Source organism: Actinopolymorpha sp. B17G11 (assembly GCF_040196095.1).
GTDB lineage: Bacteria > Actinomycetota > Actinomycetes > Propionibacteriales > Actinopolymorphaceae > Thermasporomyces.
Window position 1 is genome coordinate 42,274 of sequence record NZ_JBEFTW010000029.1, and the last position, 16,243, is coordinate 58,516.

Annotated in this window: 10 protein-coding genes; all 10 read right to left on the reverse strand. The window is 68.3% G+C overall.

Going from position 1 to position 16,243, the window contains the following annotated elements:
- Nucleotides 1-95: 95 nt before the first annotated feature.
- The gene (locus ABN028_RS25430; protein WP_349326722.1) at nucleotides 96-3,974 is read right to left on the reverse strand and encodes a DNA-directed RNA polymerase subunit beta'; all 3,879 of its coding nucleotides are present in this window, start codon (nucleotides 3,972-3,974) and stop codon (nucleotides 96-98) included.
- A gap of 131 nt (nucleotides 3,975-4,105) precedes the next feature.
- Nucleotides 4,106-7,603 (reverse strand): DNA-directed RNA polymerase subunit beta, encoded by a 3,498-nt coding sequence (gene rpoB / locus ABN028_RS25435; RefSeq protein ID WP_502877548.1) that lies wholly within the window; start codon nucleotides 7,601-7,603, stop codon nucleotides 4,106-4,108.
- 340 nt (nucleotides 7,604-7,943) lie between these two features.
- Entirely contained in the window at nucleotides 7,944-8,486 is a 543-nt protein-coding gene (locus ABN028_RS25440; protein ID WP_349698368.1) for an Rv1363c family protein, read from the reverse strand.
- A 61-nt stretch (nucleotides 8,487-8,547) separates the two neighbouring features.
- Complete coding sequence (locus tag ABN028_RS25445; protein WP_349326720.1) at nucleotides 8,548-9,210, reverse strand: Rv1363c family protein; 663 nt, start codon at nucleotides 9,208-9,210, stop codon at nucleotides 8,548-8,550.
- Nucleotides 9,180-10,457 (reverse strand): MlaD family protein, encoded by a 1,278-nt coding sequence (locus ABN028_RS25450; protein ID WP_349698369.1) that lies wholly within the window; start codon nucleotides 10,455-10,457, stop codon nucleotides 9,180-9,182. The genes ABN028_RS25445 and ABN028_RS25450 overlap by 31 nt, the downstream gene beginning before the upstream one ends.
- Entirely contained in the window at nucleotides 10,454-11,617 is a 1,164-nt protein-coding gene (locus tag ABN028_RS25455) for an MCE family protein (protein ID WP_349698370.1), read from the reverse strand. Before ABN028_RS25455 ends, ABN028_RS25450 begins: the two co-directional genes overlap by 4 nt.
- Nucleotides 11,614-12,789 carry an MCE family protein gene (locus tag ABN028_RS25460; RefSeq protein ID WP_349698371.1) on the reverse strand — a complete coding sequence of 392 codons (1,176 nt, stop codon included), beginning with the start codon at nucleotides 12,787-12,789 and terminating at the stop codon, nucleotides 11,614-11,616. The genes ABN028_RS25455 and ABN028_RS25460 overlap by 4 nt, the downstream gene beginning before the upstream one ends.
- On the reverse strand, nucleotides 12,786-13,820 hold the full coding sequence (locus tag ABN028_RS25465; protein ID WP_349698372.1) for an MCE family protein: 1,035 nt from the start codon (nucleotides 13,818-13,820) through the stop codon (nucleotides 12,786-12,788). The genes ABN028_RS25460 and ABN028_RS25465 overlap by 4 nt, the downstream gene beginning before the upstream one ends.
- On the reverse strand, nucleotides 13,817-14,941 hold the full coding sequence (locus ABN028_RS25470; RefSeq protein WP_349698373.1) for an MCE family protein: 1,125 nt from the start codon (nucleotides 14,939-14,941) through the stop codon (nucleotides 13,817-13,819). The genes ABN028_RS25465 and ABN028_RS25470 overlap by 4 nt, the downstream gene beginning before the upstream one ends.
- The gene (locus ABN028_RS25475) at nucleotides 14,938-16,203 is read right to left on the reverse strand and encodes an MCE family protein (RefSeq protein WP_349326712.1); all 1,266 of its coding nucleotides are present in this window, start codon (nucleotides 16,201-16,203) and stop codon (nucleotides 14,938-14,940) included. Before ABN028_RS25475 ends, ABN028_RS25470 begins: the two co-directional genes overlap by 4 nt.
- Nucleotides 16,204-16,243 lie beyond the last annotated feature (40 nt).

The following is a 16,243-nucleotide window of genomic DNA, read 5'->3' on the forward strand; positions in this document are numbered from 1 at the left end:
AGGTGGTGTCGATCTTCTGTTGCGTTCGGCACGAAAGCGGCGGCCACACGTCTACGTGCGGCCGCCGCATCCCACTGCGTGTCGTGCGGGTGGTGCTAGCTGGTGTAGCCGCCGAAGTCGAAGTCCTCCAGGCGGACGGCCTCTCCTGAGCCAGCGCCGAAGGAGTAGTCGGCGTCGTATCCCTCGTAGCCCACCATGGAGTACATCGCGGCCTTCGCCTCTTCGGTCGGCTCCACCCGGATGTTGCGGTAACGCTCCATACCGGTACCTGCCGGGATGAGCTTGCCGATGATGACGTTCTCCTTCAGACCCCGCAGCGAGTCGCTCTTGGCGTTGATCGCGGCCTCCGTGAGGACCTTCGTGGTCTCCTGGAAGGACGCGGCCGACAGCCACGAGTCGGTCGCGAGCGACGCCTTGGTGATACCCATCAGCACCGGACGCCCGGACGCCGGTGTGCCGCCCTCGGCGACCACGCGGCGGTTCTCCTCCTCGAACCTCATCCGGTCGACCAGCTCGCCCGGGAGGAGTTCGGAGTCGCCGGACTCGATCACGGTCACCCGGCGGAGCATCTGCCGGACGATCGTCTCGATGTGCTTGTCGTGGATCGCCACACCCTGCGAGCGGTAGACCTCCTGCACCTCGTCCACGAGGTGCTGCTGGACCGAACGCATACCGAGGACGCGGAGCACGTCCTGCGGGTCGGGAGTGCCGTGGGTGAGCTGCTGACCGACGTCGACGTGGGTGCCTTCGTCGACCAGCAGACGTGACCGCTTGGAGACGGGGTAGCCCTTCTCCTCGCTGCCGTCGTCGGGGATCACCACGATCTTCCGGCTCTTCTCGGAGTCCTCGATCCGGACCCGGCCCGCCGTCTCGGCGATCGGCGCCTTCCCCTTGGGCTGGCGCGCCTCGAAGAGCTCGACCACCCGGGGCAGACCGTGCGTGATGTCCTCACCGGCAACCCCACCGGTGTGGAAGGTACGCATGGTCAGCTGGGTGCCCGGCTCACCGATGGACTGGGCCGCGATGATGCCGACCGCCTCGCCGATGTCGACGAGCTTGCCGGTCGCCAGCGAACGCCCGTAGCACGCCGCGCAGGCACCCACCCGCGAGTCACAGGTGAGCACGCTGCGGACCCGGATCTCCTCGACTCCGGCAAGGACCAGCCGGTCGATGACAAGGTCACCGAGGTCGGTCCCGGCCGGGGCCGCGATCTCGCCGTTGGTGCCCTTGACCTCTTCGGCGAGGACCCGGGCGTAGACCGACGTCTCCACGTCGTCCGCACGGCGCAGGGACCCGTCCGGCTGCTTGCTCGCGATCCGCTTGAGCAGACCGCGCTCGCTGCCGCAGTCGTCCTCGCGCACGATGACGTCCTGGCTGACGTCGACGAGCCGCCGGGTGAGGTACCCGGAGTCCGCCGTCCGCAGCGCCGTGTCGGCCAGACCCTTACGGGCGCCGTGCGTCGCGATGAAGAACTCGACGACGGACAGGCCTTCGCGGTAGTTGGACTTGATCGGGCGCGGGATGATCTCGCCCTTCGGGTTGGCCACCGGACCACGCATGCCGGCGATCTGGCGTACCTGCATCATGTTTCCGCGGGCACCGGAGTGGACCATCATGTAGATGGGGTTGATCTTGTCGAACCCCGCCTCCATCTCCTTGCCGACCTCGCTGGTCGCCTGGGTCCAGATCTCGATGAGCTCCTGGCGGCGCTCGTCGTCGGTGATGAGGCCACGGTCGAACTGCTTCTGGACCTTGGCCGCCTTGTCCTCGTAGCCCGCGAGGATCTCCGGCTTGCGCGGCGGCGTGATCACGTCGCCGATGGAGATCGTCACACCGGACCGGGTGGCCCAGCCGAAGCCGACGTCCTTGAGGCCGTCGAGGCAGGCTGCCACCTCGACCTTGGGGTAGCGCTCGGCGAGGTCGTTGACGATCACGCCGAGCTGCTTCTTGCCCACCTCGTAGTCGACGTACGGGTAGTCGGCCGGCAGGACCTCGTTGAACAGCGCGAGGCCCAGCGTGGTGTCGAGCGTGATCGACTGGCCGGGCTCCCAACCCTCGGGAGCCGTCCAGCCGACCGGTGGTGTGAGGTCCTTGAACCGGAGCTTGATCTTGCTCTGGATGTGGATCTCGTGCCGTTCGAACGCCATCAACGCCTCGGCGACCGACCCGAACGCCCGACCCGCTCCCGGCAGATCGTCGCGGTCCATGGTGAGGAAGAAGATCCCGATGATCATGTCGTGCGTCGGCATGGTCACCGGTCGACCGTCGGACGGCTTGAGGATGTTGTTGGTCGAGAGCATCAGGATCCGGGCCTCGGCCTGCGCCTCGGCCGACAGCGGCAGGTGCACCGCCATCTGGTCGCCGTCGAAGTCGGCGTTGAACGCCGTACACACGAGCGGGTGGATCTGGATCGCCTTGCCCTCGATCAGCTGCGGCTCGAACGCCTGGATGCCGAGTCGGTGCAGCGTCGGTGCCCGGTTGAGCAGCACCGGGTGCTCGGCAATGACCTCTTCGAGCACGTCCCACACGACGGGGCGGGCTCGCTCGACCATGCGCTTGGCGCTCTTGATGTTCTGCGCGTGGTTGAGGTCGACCAGCCGCTTCATCACGAACGGCTTGAAGAGCTCGATCGCCATGCCCTTGGGCAGGCCGCACTGGTGCAGCTTCAACTGCGGACCGACGACGATCACCGAACGACCGGAGTAGTCGACCCGCTTGCCGAGCAGGTTCTGGCGGAACCGGCCCTGCTTGCCCTTGAGCATGTCGGACAGCGACTTCAGCGGACGGTTGCCCGGCCCGGTGACCGGACGGCCGCGGCGGCCGTTGTCGAACAGTGCGTCGACGGCCTCCTGCAGCATCCGCTTCTCGTTGTTGACGATGATCTCTGGCGCGCCCAGGTCGAGCAGCCTCTTGAGCCGGTTGTTCCGGTTGATCACCCGGCGGTAGAGGTCGTTGAGGTCACTCGTCGCGAACCGGCCACCGTCGAGCTGCACCATCGGGCGCAGGTCCGGTGGGATGACCGGCACGCAGTCGAGCACCATCCCGAGCGGGTTGTTGCTGGTCGTGAGGAACGCCGACACGACCTTGAGCCGCTTCAACGCCCGGGTCTTCTTCTGACCCTTGCCGTTCTTGATGATGTCGCGAAGGTTGACCGCCTCCGCCTCGAGGTCGAAGGTGTCGAGGCGCTGCTTGATCGCCGCGGCACCCATGTCGCCGTCGAAGTACTTGCCGAACCGGTTGCGCATGTCGCGGTAGAGGATCTCGTCGCCTTCGAGGTCCTGGACCTTGAGGTTCTTGAACCTCGTCCAGACCTCCTCGAGCCGGTCGAGCTCACGCTGGGCGCGGTCACGGAGCTGGCGGATCTCCCGCTCAGCACCTTCCTTCACCTTGCGGCGAGCGTCGGCCTTCGCGCCTTCGGCCTCGAGCTGCCCGAGGTCCTCCTCGAGCTTCTTCATCCGCTGCTCGACGTCGTTGTCGCGGCGCTGCTCGAGCTGCTTGCGTTCGACATCGATGCGCGCCTCGAGCGACGGCAGGTCGCGGGTGCGCGCCTCGTCGTCGACCCTGGTGATCATGTACGCAGCGAAGTAGATGACCTTCTCGAGATCCTTGGGCGCGAGGTCCAGCAGGTAGCCGAGCCGGCTCGGCACGCCCTTGAAGTACCAGATGTGGGTCACCGGCGCGGCCAGCTCGATGTGGCCCATCCGCTCCCGGCGTACCTTGGCACGGGTCACCTCGACACCGCACCGCTCGCAGATGATGCCCTTGAAGCGGACCCGCTTGTACTTACCGCAGTAGCACTCCCAGTCGCGGGTGGGCCCGAAGATCTTCTCGCAGAAGAGTCCGTCCTTCTCGGGCTTCAGCGTGCGGTAGTTGATGGTCTCGGGCTTCTTCACTTCGCCATGCGACCACTGGCGGATGTCGTCGACGGTCGCAAGGCCGATTCGAAGCTCGTCGAAGAAGTTGACGTCGAGCACGTGTTCTCGAACCCCTTATGTTGTCGCTCGGGGGTCCGGGGGTTGCCCCCCGGGCCAGCACTGTGGATTCGCTCAAAGTCGGTGGTCTGGCCGGACGTCGCACAACCCGCGATCGTCCGGCCAGGCCGCCGTCAAACCTCCTCGACGCTGCTCGGCTCACGCCGGGTCAGGTCGATTCCGAGCTCTTCCGCTGCGCGGAAGACGTCTTCCTCGCTGTCGCGCATCTCCACGGCCATGCCGTCGCTGGAGAGCACCTCGACGTTGAGGCAGAGCGCCTGCATTTCCTTGACGAGCACCTTGAACGACTCCGGAATGCCGGGTTCAGGGATGTTCTCGCCCTTGACGACGGCTTCGTAGACCTTGACCCGGCCCATGACGTCGTCGGACTTGATCGTGAGCAGCTCCTGCAAGGCGTAGGCGGCACCGTAGGCCTCGAGCGCCCACACCTCCATCTCGCCGAAGCGCTGACCACCGAACTGCGCCTTACCACCCAGCGGCTGCTGAGTGATCATGGAGTACGGGCCGGTCGACCTGGCGTGGATCTTGTCGTCGACCAGGTGGTTGAGCTTCAGCATGTAGATGTAGCCGACCGCGACCGGCTCGGGGAACGGCTCCCCCGACCGACCGTCGAGCAGCCTCGCCTTGCCGTCAGGGGCCACCATGCGGTTGCCGTCACGGTTGGGCAGGGTCGACGACAGGAGCCCGGTGATCTCCTCCTCGCGAGCACCGTCGAACACCGGTGTCGCGACGTTGGTGCCGGACTCCGCCTCGGCCGCGCCGATCGCCGCGAGCCTGGACTTCCAGTCCTCGTCGTCGCCCTCGATCTTCCAGCCGGCGTTCGCGACCCACCCGAGGTGCGTCTCGAGCACCTGGCCGACGTTCATCCGCGCGGGCACGCCCAACGGGTTGAGGATGATGTCGACCGGCGTGCCGTCCTCGAGGAATGGCATGTCCTCCACCGGAAGGATCTTGGCGATGACGCCCTTGTTGCCGTGCCGGCCGGCGAGCTTGTCGCCGTCCTGCACCTTGCGCTTCTGGGCGACGTGGACGCGAACGAGCTGGTTGACACCCGGCGGCAGTTCGTCGCCTTCCTCACGGTCGAAGACCCGGTGCTTGATCACCGTGCCGCTCTCGCCGTGCGGCACCTTCATCGAGGTGTCGCGGACCTCCCGCGCCTTCTCTCCGAAGATCGCACGGAGCAGCCGCTCTTCTGGCGTCAGCTCTGTCTCGCCCTTCGGTGTGACCTTCCCGACGAGGATGTCCCCAGTGGTCACCTCGGCGCCGATCCGGATGATGCCGCGCTCGTCGAGATCACCGAGCATCTCCTCGGAGACGTTCGGGATGTCCCGGGTGATCTCCTCCGGACCCAGCTTGGTGTCGCGGGCGTCGACCTCGTGGTCGGTGATGTGGATCGAGGTGAGGATGTCCTCCTCCACGATCCGCTGGGACAGGATGATCGCGTCTTCGTAGTTGTGACCCTGCCACGACATGAACGCGACCAGCAGGTTGCGCCCCAGCGCCATCTCGCCGTTCTCGGTGCACGGGCCGTCGGCGATGACCGTGCCGACCTCGACCCGAGAGCCTTCGGACACCAGCGGCCGCTGGTTGATGTTGGTCCCGGCGTTGGAACGACGGAACTTGGCCAACCGGTAGGTCTGGTAGGTCCCGTCGTCGTTGGCGACCTCGACGAAGTCGGCGCAGGCCTCGCGGACCACACCGGGCTTCTCGGCCGTCACGACCTCACCGGCGTCGACGGCGGCACGGTATTCCATGCCGGTGCCGACCAACGGCGACTCCGAACGGATCAACGGCACCGCCTGGCGTTGCATGTTGGAACCCATGAGTGCGCGGTTGGCGTCGTCGTGTTCGAGGAACGGGATCATCGCCGTCGCGACCGAGACCATCTGCCGCGGCGAGACGTCCATGTACTGCACCTCGGCGGCGGCGATCGCGTCGACCTCACCGTGCCGCTTGCGGACCAGAACGCGGTCCTCGGCGAACGTACTGTCGGCGTTCAACAGCGCGTTGGCCTGGGCGATGACGTAGCGGTCTTCCTCGTCGGCCGTGAGGTATTCGACCTGGTCGGTGACCCGACCGTCGACCACCTTGCGGTAGGGCGTCTCCACGAAGCCGAACGGGTTGACCCGGCCGTAGGTGGCGAGTGACCCGATCAGACCGATGTTCGGCCCCTCGGGCGTCTCCACCGGGCACATCCGGCCGTAGTGGGAGTGGTGGACGTCACGGACCTCCATGCCGGCCCGGTCACGGGACAGACCACCGGGCCCGAGCGCGGAGAGCCGCCGCTTGTGCGTCAGCCCGGCGATCGGGTTGGTCTGGTCCATGAACTGGCTCAGCTGGGAGGTGCCGAAGAACTCCTTCAGCGCCGCGACCACCGGGCGGATGTTGATCAGGGTCTGCGGCGTGATCGCCTCGACGTCCTGGGTCGTCATCCGCTCGCGGACGACCCGCTCCATCCTGGCGAGGCCGGTGCGGAGCTGGTTCTGGATCAGCTCGCCGACCGTGCGCAGGCGCCGGTTGCCGAAGTGGTCGATGTCGTCGTCCTCGACCACGATCGGACCCTGCGGTGCGGGCAGCTCGGTCCGCCCCTCGTGCAGCGCGACGAGGTAACGGATGGCGGCCACGATGTCGTCGATCGTGAGCACCGACTGGTCGTGGGGCAGCTCCAACCCGAGCTTCTTGTTGATCTTGTAGCGACCGACCTTGGCGAGGTCGTACCGCTTCGGGTTGAAGTAGTAGTTCTCCAGCAGCGCCTGGGCTGCCTCCCGGGTGGGTGGCTCACCTGGCCGCAGCTTGCGGTAGATGTCGAGCAGCGCGTCATCCTGGCCGGAGGTGTGGTCCTTCTCCAGGGTGAGCCGCATCGACTCGTAGTCGCCGAACTCCTCGAGGATCTGCGCGTCGGTCCAGCCGAGCGCCTTCAGGAGGACGGTGACGTTCTGCTTGCGTTTGCGGTCGAGGCGTACGCCTACGGTGTCGCGCTTGTCGACCTCGAACTCGAGCCAAGCACCCCGCGAGGGGATCATCTTGGCGGTGAAGACGTCCTTGTCGGACGTCTTGTCGGGTACGCGCTCGAAGTAGACGCCGGGCGAACGGACGAGCTGGCTGACCACGACACGCTCGGTGCCGTTGATCACGAACGTCCCCTTGGGCGTCATGAGCGGGAAGTCGCCCATGAACACGGTCTGGGACTTGATCTCGCCGGTCTCGTTGTTCATGAACTCCGCGGTGACGAACAGGGGCGCGGCGTAGGTGAAGTCGCGGTCCTTGCACTCGTCGACGGAGTTCTTCGGCGGCTCGAACCGATGATCGCGAAACGACAGGGACATGGTTCCCGAGAAGTCCTCGATCGGGGAGATCTCCTCGAAGATCTCCTCGAGGCCGGACTTGCCGGGAACGTCCGTGCGGCCCTGTTCGAGGGCTTCGGCCACCCGGGCCTGCCAGCTGTCGTTGCCGACCAGGGTGTCGAAACTCTCGACCTGCAGCGCGAGCAGGTCGGGAACCTCGGCAGGCTCCTTGATCTTGGCGAACGAAATCCGGCGCGGTGGTTCGACGCGGGTGGAGTTGTTCGGACGGGCGGACGTGGTGGACGCATTGGTGCGCGAAGCGGCCAAAAGGGGTCCTTCCGAGGCTTGCGGCTCATCTCGCAGATGGCGGGTCTCTCACATGCCGGACCGACCTAAGAATTTCCCAGGCGCGGTCGGAAGGCAGGGCAAAGCGACAGTGTAGCTACAGCGCCCACTGCTGTCTAGTCCCCTCAGATTTCTTTGGACTTGCCACTGCTCCGTCGCCCGACACCAATGCGGGGAGTCCTGCCGACCCCGATACGACCTATTCGCCGAGCATGAGCCCTACTGTGAGGCCACGTCAAGCATCCCGGCGACCGTTTGCCGGCCTTTCGCCCGTGCGTACCGCCCGACTTGAGCTAGTTGCCCGGAAGGCGCGGGTGATGCCTCAGAGCGCGTCGACCTTGCTGACGAGCCACCGGTCATTGACCCGCTCGACCGTCATGAGAACCCGGTTCAGGTCGGTGCGCGGTTCGTCCGCGCGGTTGCTGGTCGTCGTCTGGTTGACGAACAGCAGCGCGACCACCCGGTCAGGCGTCGCCGACACCACCGACGATGCCCGCACCTCGGCGACCACCACCGCCCGGGTCTTGGCGGCGGTCGGCTTGACGACCCGTGCGGTGGTGGAGGCGTACTCCTTGCGGAACTCGCCCGTGAGTAGCTTCCGCGCCCGGGAGAAGTCGCGGTCGAGATGGCGGAAGTCGTACGCCATGAACACCGGTGCCGCGGACCTGGCGGCGTCCAGTCCTTCCGACCGGGCCGTGTCCAGCTGGCTCGCCGCGTGCGCGCGGTAGCCGAGGGCGGCACACGCCAGCAGCGCGACGACCACGCCCACGGCGAGCCCGATGACCAGGGCGACCGGCAGCCAGCTCTTCCCTCCGGGGGGCGGCGGCGGGCCCTCCGCCGGCTGGATGTACGTGCTCGCGCTCATTGCCGCCAGCTCCCTTCGTCCCGATGCTCCGTTGAACCGCTCACGGCCCGCTCCCGACCCCTCATCCGACGAACGACAGGTCGACGACCCGCCAGCCGTCAGGCTCCCGGCTCAGGTCGAGCTGCAGGCGGTAGGTGCGCAGCTGCGGCTTGTCGGCCGCGACATTGGTGACGTCGGCGTCGGCCACGACCAGAACGCGCGCCGAGTCGGGGTCGAAACTCACGACGCCGGCATAGAGGACCTTGCCGGAGGAGACGGTCTTGTTCTCCTTGACGAGCTGCTCGAGCTCCTTGGACGCATTGGCGTACTGCTGGCGGAAGTCGCCGGCCGACAGCGCCAGCACACCCTTCGTGCTCTTGTCGAACGACCGGTGGTCGACGGTCGTGAAGTTGACGACGAGTTGCCGGGCGGCGTGGACGGCTTCGGTACGCAGGCGCTCCTCGTCCTGCGCCGCGGCGACTCGCTGGCCGAGGATCGCCGCGCCGACCAGCGCGATGACGAACAGGCCCGCGAGGACGCCGACGAGGACGTTCCTGACCCGGCGGGCATGGACCGCCTCGTCGCCCGACTCCGCATGGCCGGCGAGCGGCGCAACAGACTGGGCGGCGGTGGGCTGGTCACCCACCGCGTTGGCCACGGCAGACTCGTTGGCCGCCGCCTCGTCGACGGCCGGCTCGGCGCCGACGCCGTCCTTCACTGGGTGAGCGGTCCGATCAGCAGCCACTTCCACGAATCCTCTCCAAAGGCGCTGCGCTGCCCCCCGAGTGAGCCGACACGTGCGGATCCGCCGTCCGGCAGCCGGACCCTACCGCTTGCCGGGTCGTACGCCGCGGCAGCGTACGTGTCGTCGTCACCACCCTCAGGTGCGGAGGGCGGTGCGAACTGGGCACCTCGTTTGTTTCTCGTGCGGTCGTCGCACCTGGCGTCGACGTTGGCGGGGGTGGGTTCGACCTGCTCGGGCGGACGTTTGTGGGTGCTCTCGTAGCCCTTCCGGCAGGCAGCGGGAACCGGTCCGAGCTGGAGCCCGAAATGTGCGGTGTAGTCGCCGGTCTTCGGGTCTGGGGCGATGACGGTGTAGCCGCCGCGTACGACGTAGGGGTACAGGATCAGGATGTGCTGGACCCCGTCGAGCCGGGCCCGGACGATCTGGCCCGTGGTGAGGAGATTGCCGAGCAGGACCGGCACGTCGCCGGCGTTCTCGTCGATCAGCGCCTGCAGTTGGTGGGCGGTCGCCACACCCGAGTCGAGGGTCGTCCGCAGGTCGGGGTCGGCTTCGACGAGGGTGTCGGACAGGTCGGCGAGGTCGGCCGAGAAGCTCGTGATCGCGCTGCCGGACTCGCGCTGGGTGTCGAGGACCGTACGACCATCCTCGATCAGGTCGACGGTCTGCGTCAGATTCGCGTCCGCGCTCTCGACCAGCGCGTTGCCCGCGTCGACGAGGCGGGACAGGTCGGGGCCGGTGCCGCGGAAGGCGGTGCCCAGCTCGTCGATCACCGTGACGAGGTCCTGCCGCGGCACCGACGCGACCAACCGGTCGAGGTCGAGCAGCAGGGCAGTGGTCGACAGCGGGGTGCGGGTGTCGGCGCGCGCGATGACCGAACCGTCGCGGAGGTACGGGCCGCCGGACCCGCGGGGCTGGAGATCGACGTACTGCTCGCCGATCGCCGACCGGTTGGCGACCACCGCGAGGGTGTCGGCTGGTACGCGGGCCGCTGGCTCCAACGCGAGGGTCACCTCGACACCGGTGCTGGTCGGGGCGAGCTCTGTCACCCGGCCGACGCCGACGCCGCGGTAGGTGACCTCGGCGCCCTCGAAGATCCCGCCCGCGTCGGCGAACTCGGCGCGGACCCGCTGCTGGCCACCGAACAGCGCCTCCCCGATCCCGGCGTACCGGGAACCCGCGATCGACACGCCGACCAGAGTGAGGATCACGAACAGCACCAGCTGGATGCGTACCGTCCTCGTCGTCATCCCAGGCCTCCCAACAGCAGGTCGGTCAGGTCGGACTGGTCCTCGCTCGAGGCACCGGAACCACCGAGCGGCGGGAGCGGAAGGAGGGTGGGGACGTCGGTCGGCAGCGACGTCGGGTCGTCGTCGGAAGGCTGCGGCACCTGGGGCAGCGGTGGCGGTGTCGAGCCCGACAGCAGGCCCTCGAGGTCGGCGTCGAGCGTGATCTGCAGGTTGGTGTAGTCACCCTGCACGGCGTCGGCGGCCGAATCGGCGAACGGATAGGTGAACAGCAACTCCAGCGACTTCGGCAGGCTGTCGCCAGCCCTGGCCAGCTCGGTGAGGATCGGCGCGAGGGCTTCGAGGTTGGCGAGCAGGTCCGCACGGGTCCCCTCGATCACCCGGGTGCCGACGTCGCCCAGCCTGGACAGCTCCACCAGCATCCGGGTGAGGTCCTCCCGTTGGTCGGCGAGGATCGTCAGCGCGGCCGGCAGTTCGTCGACGGTGGTCCCGATCGTCCTCCGCTGCTTGGCGAGCGACGCCGAGAGCCGGTCGAGACTGTCGATCGCCCGGCTGATCTCCCGCTTGTGCGCGTCCAGCTCGCCGACGAACGTGTCGAGCCGGCGGAGCAGCTGGTTGATGTCGGTCTCGCGGCCGTCCATGGCCTTGGTGAGCTCGACGTTGATGGTCTTGAGTTGCGCGACGCCGCCGCCGTTGAGCAGCAGGGACAGCGCGGAGAGCACCTCCTCGACCTCGACGCTGCGGCCGGTCCGGGCGAGCGGGATGACGTCGCCGTCCGCGAGCCGGCCGTAGGACCGCTGGCCGCCGCGCGGAGCGGAGACGGAGACGAACTTCTCCCCCAGCAGGCTGGTCTGGCGGATCTGTGCCGTCGCGTTGTCGGGCAGGCGTACGGACCGGTCGAGCCGGAGCCTGGCGTTGGCCGTGAAGCCGTCGAGCCAGATCTCCTCGACCTCGCCGACGGTGACGTCGTTGACCTTCACCGCGGAGCGGGGAACCAGGTCGAGGACATCGGCGAACCGGACGGTGACCTGGTAGCTGTCGCCGCCCGGGCCTGCACCTCCCGGCAGGGGCAGGTCGTACGCCGAGAACGCGCATCCGGCGAGCAGCCCACCCGCGAGGACGGCGAGGACCGTCCGGCGAACGCAGCTGAGTAGGCGGCTCATCGCAGGATTCCCCCCAACGTCAGGTCACGCGGAGGCTGTCCGGCGGTACCGCTGGGGACCCGGGACGCCACCCCGCCGGGCACCTCGGGCAGGGGAAGGTCGTCGAGGACCCCGCGCAGGTCGTCGCACACCGACTGCGGCTGACCGGCCTGCAGCAGCAGCGAGCAGAGGTACAGACCGGGATCGTCGAGCTGGGCGAAGTTGTCGCGGGTGTCCAGCGTGCCGGTCTGGGCGTTGTAGGCATGGTCGAGGTTGGCGAGCGCGACCGGCCCGACGTCGAGTGCCTCACGCAGGGCGTCCTGCTGCTTCACCAGGGTCTTGGAGAGCTCGGTGAGGCCGTCGACGTTGGCCCGAAGCTCCCCGCGGTTGTCGCGGACGAACGTCGAGATCTCCGTCAGTGCCTTCGCGAGGTGGTCGAGGGCGAGCTGCAGGTCACCACGCTCGGCGGCCAGCTGGTCGGCGACCGCGGCCAGGTCGGTGTTGAACTCCCGGACCTGAGCGTCGTTGGCGGCGAGGGTGCTGGTGAACTGCTGCAGCTGGCGTACGGTCGCGAAGAGATCGTCCCGGGACCCCGAGAGCGTCTGCGTGGCGTCGGAGAGGTCGCCGATGGTGCCGTGCAGCTTCTCCCCCTGACCGTCGAGGTTGTCCGCGCCCACCCGCAGCAGCCGCGACAGTGAGCCGTCCTTGTTGGCCCCCTCCGGCCCCAGGGCGACGGCGAGGTCGTCGAGGCTCGCATAGATCCGGTCCAGCTCGACCGGCACCGCCGTCTGGTCGAGCGCGATCTCGGCACCGTCGGCGAGGACCGGACCCTTGCGGTAGACCGGTGTGAGCTGGACATAACGGTCGCTGACGATCGACGGAGAGATGACCGCGGCCCTGGCGTCGGCCGGGATGTCGTACTCCGCCTCGTAGGTCATCTCCACCCGGACCGCCCGACCGTCGGGTACGACCCGCTCGACCCGGCCGATCGGGACGCCGAGGACGCGGACGTCGGATCCCTCGTAGAGCCCGACCGTCCGGGGGAAGTGCGCGGTGAGTCGCTTGCGCGGCTCGTCCGGCCACAGGGCGTAGGTGAGGGTCGCGACGACCGCCAGCGCGACGACGACCGCGAGGGCGTGGGTGCCACGGGAGAACCGGCGTACGAACGAGAGGCGGGGTTCGGACCAGGTCATCGGCCGCCTCCGTTTCCGGCCGCGCCATCAGGCAGCGAACCCGTCCCATCCGGCAGGCCAGGCAGCCGCGGCGTGCCCGGCAACGGGACCAGGTTGGGGATGTAGGTGTCGAACCACGGTCCGGTGCCGACCGTGTTGGCGAAGACCCGCAGGAACGGCGCGAGCAGCTCGATGCTCTTGTCGAGGTGTTCCTGGTTGTCGCGGAGCAGCTTCACCACCGCCGCGAGGCGCTGGAGCGCGGGTTCGAGCTGCCTGCGGTTGTCCTCGACCAGGCCGGTGATCTGCAGGGACAGTTCCTGCGTGGTGACGAGCAGCTGGTGGATGAGCGCGCGGCGGGCACGGACCTCCTTCAGCAGCAGGTCGCCGTCGCGGATCAGCTTCGCCAGCTCCTGGTCGCGGTCGGACAGCACCTTGGAGACGGTGTTGGCCCGGGCCAGCAGAGCCTGCAGCTGCTTGTCACGGGAGGCGATCGTGCGGGAAAGCCTCGACAGGCCCTCGAGCGAGCCGCGCACCTCCTCCGGCGTGTCCGCGAACGTCGTGCTCAACGTGTCGAGCGCCTTCGCCAGCTGGGCCGTGTCGATGCTCTCCGTCGTCGTGGTGAGATCACTGAACGCCTCGACCACGTCGTACGGAGCGACCGTGCGTGAGCGCGGGATCTCCTTGTCAGGGTCGAGCTCGCCCGTGCCGGCGGGGGCGAGGGCGAGGTACTTGCGGCCGAGCAGGGTCCGGATCCGGATCGCGGCACCGGTCTCGGCGCCGAGGCGTACGTCCCGGTCCTCGACCTTGAACTCGACCCGCACGTGGTCGCCGGCCAACTCGACCGCGCGGACGGCACCGACCTTGACGCCTGCCACGCGTACCTCGTCGTCGACCCGGATCCCGCCGGCCTCGGTGAACTGGGCGGCGTACGTCGTGCCACCTCCGATGAACGGCAGATCCGCGGCGTTGAACGCGGCGTACAGCAGGGCGGCGATGACGGCAAGGCCGACCACCCCGGTCGTCACCGGGTTGCGCGCGGCGCGGCCCCTCATCGCTGGCACCTCGCGGCGTCGACGTGCAGCCCGGCGCGCGGCAGTTCCTGGCCGGTGGGCAGCACGACCCTGCCGTCGAAGTCGCAGAGGTAGAAGTTGAACCACGAGCCGTAGGTCGCTGTGCGGGTCAGCGCGGTGAGCTTCGGCGGCATGTTCTGCAACGTGCGCTCGACGATCGGTCCGTTGTCCTCGAGGGTGCCGGCGACCTTGCCCAGCTCGGCGATGTCGGCCTTCAGGTCACCGCGGCCGTCCTCCAGCAGGCCGGCGGTCTGCTCGTTGAGGGCGACGATCGAGCCGAGCGAGTCGCCGATCGCCTCCCGGTCGGCGGCGAGCCCGGAGACGAACCGCTGGAGCTCGAAGATGAGCTGGGTGAGCTTCTGGTCCCGGTCGGCCACGGTGGCGAGCACGACGTTGAGGTTGTCGATGAGGTCGCCGAGCACCTTGTCCTTGTCGGCGAGCGTGGTGGTCAGGGATGCGGTGTGCGCCAGGAGGCTCTCGACGGTGCCGGCCTCGCCCTGGAGGACCTGGATGATTTCGTACGCCAGTTTGTTGACGTCCTGCGGCGACAGCGCGGCGAACAACGGCTTGAACCCGTCGAAGAGCACGGTCAGGTCCAGCGCCGGCTGGGTCTGCGAGACCGGGATCGTGCCGCCGGCGGGCAGGGGCGCCGCCGAGCCGGCACCTTCGCTCAACGCCAGGTAGCGCTGACCGACGAGGTTGCGGAACCGCAGCGCGGCCTGGGTGCTGCGCGACAGTGACTGGTCGGCGTCGACGGTGAAGGTCAGCTCGGCCAGGGGTCCGCCCGCCGACCCTGCGCTCTCCGACGCTTCGCCACCCGCGGCGCCGCTGGCCCCGGCGTCCCTTCCCGCGTCGAGCACCTCGATGTCGCGGACCTCGCCGACGCGTACCCCGGCGATGCGTACGTCGTCGCCCTTCTCGACACCGGTGACGTCGGTGAAGACGGCTTTGTACTCCTCGGTGCCGCCCAACCCGACATTGGCGATGGTGAGTGCGAGCAGGGCCGTGGCGAGCGTGGTCACGACGACGAAGACGACCAGCTTCGCCGCTGCCGCCGTCGTCGCCCGGTCCAGCGGACGCAACCGCACACCAGGGAACGTCACTTCACACTCACCTCCGTTCCGCGGGCCATGGGACCGAAGAGCAGGGTGGCGATATCGGGGACGTCCTGCGGCGCGGTCCCCGTCGCCGGTCCGACGATGGCGTCGACGATCTGTTGCTCCGCGGCCGTTCCGGCGTACCCGCTCGTGGTGTCGAATACCGGCACCCGCGAACCCGGGCCCGGCTGGTTGCCCACACCCGTCTGGACGCCGCTGCGCGGCGCCAGATTCTCCTGGGTGTACGGCGGATTCGGCAAGCCGCGGCAGCCGGGTCCCCGGTCGTCGAGGAACGCCGGCCGGTCGTCGTCGGTGTAGGCGTTGTTCTGGTTGACGATCTCGAGGGTGATGTGCAGCGCACCCGAACTGCCGTCGAAGTGGTCGCCCTTGCCGAACGCGTCCTCGAAGCGCGGCACCCAGCCCGCCATCCCTTCCAGCAGGCAGGAGTACTCCGGTGAGTAGGTCTCCAGCAGGTCGAGGGTGGGGCGGCTCACCTCGCCGACCCGGATGAGCGAGCGCTCGTTGTCGGCAAGGAAGTACCGCGCCGTCGTGCTCGTGCCGGCGAGGTCGGTGAGGAAGTCCTCCAACGCCCGCTGTTTGACCACGACCGTGTTGCCGGTCCTGGTGGCGTTGGCGAGGAGGCGTACGAGGTCAGGGCTCGCCTCGTCGTAGACGTCCGCGACGTCCGCGAGCGCCGACACGTCCTCCTTCAGCGCCGGAAGGTGCGGGTTGAACTCACCGAGGTAGTCGTTCAGGCGGGTGAGGTTGCCGCCGATGTCATCGCCCCGTCCTTCCAGGGCGGTCGCGAGCGCCGACAGGGTGGCGTTGAGCTTGGCCGGCTGGAGGGTACGCAGCAGCGGGTAGGTGTCGTCCAGGACCTGTTCGAGCTCGATGTCGACCCTGGCCCGCTCACGGCCGATGACATCACCCGCCGCGAGCGGCCGCAGGTCCGGGTCGGGCGGCACCACGAGTTCCACGTACTTCTCGCCGAAGAGCGTCTTGGGCACGATCCGCACGCGTACGTTGGCCGGGATCGCGTCGATCGTGTCGGGCTTCAGTGCGACGTGGATGCGCGCCCCACGTCCGTCCGACTCGACGTCGCGCACCTCCCCCACCAGCAGTCCACGCATCTTGACATCGGCATGCCGACTCAACTGCAGCCCGATGTGGGACGTTTCCACCGTGACGTCGACGGACGGCGTGAACGCCTTGACGAAGAAGGCGTAGGTGAGGACGCCCACGAGGGCCAGCACCAGCAGGAACCCCACGCCGAGTGCCGATCGCCTGCGGTCGTGGCCGCTCCTGCCG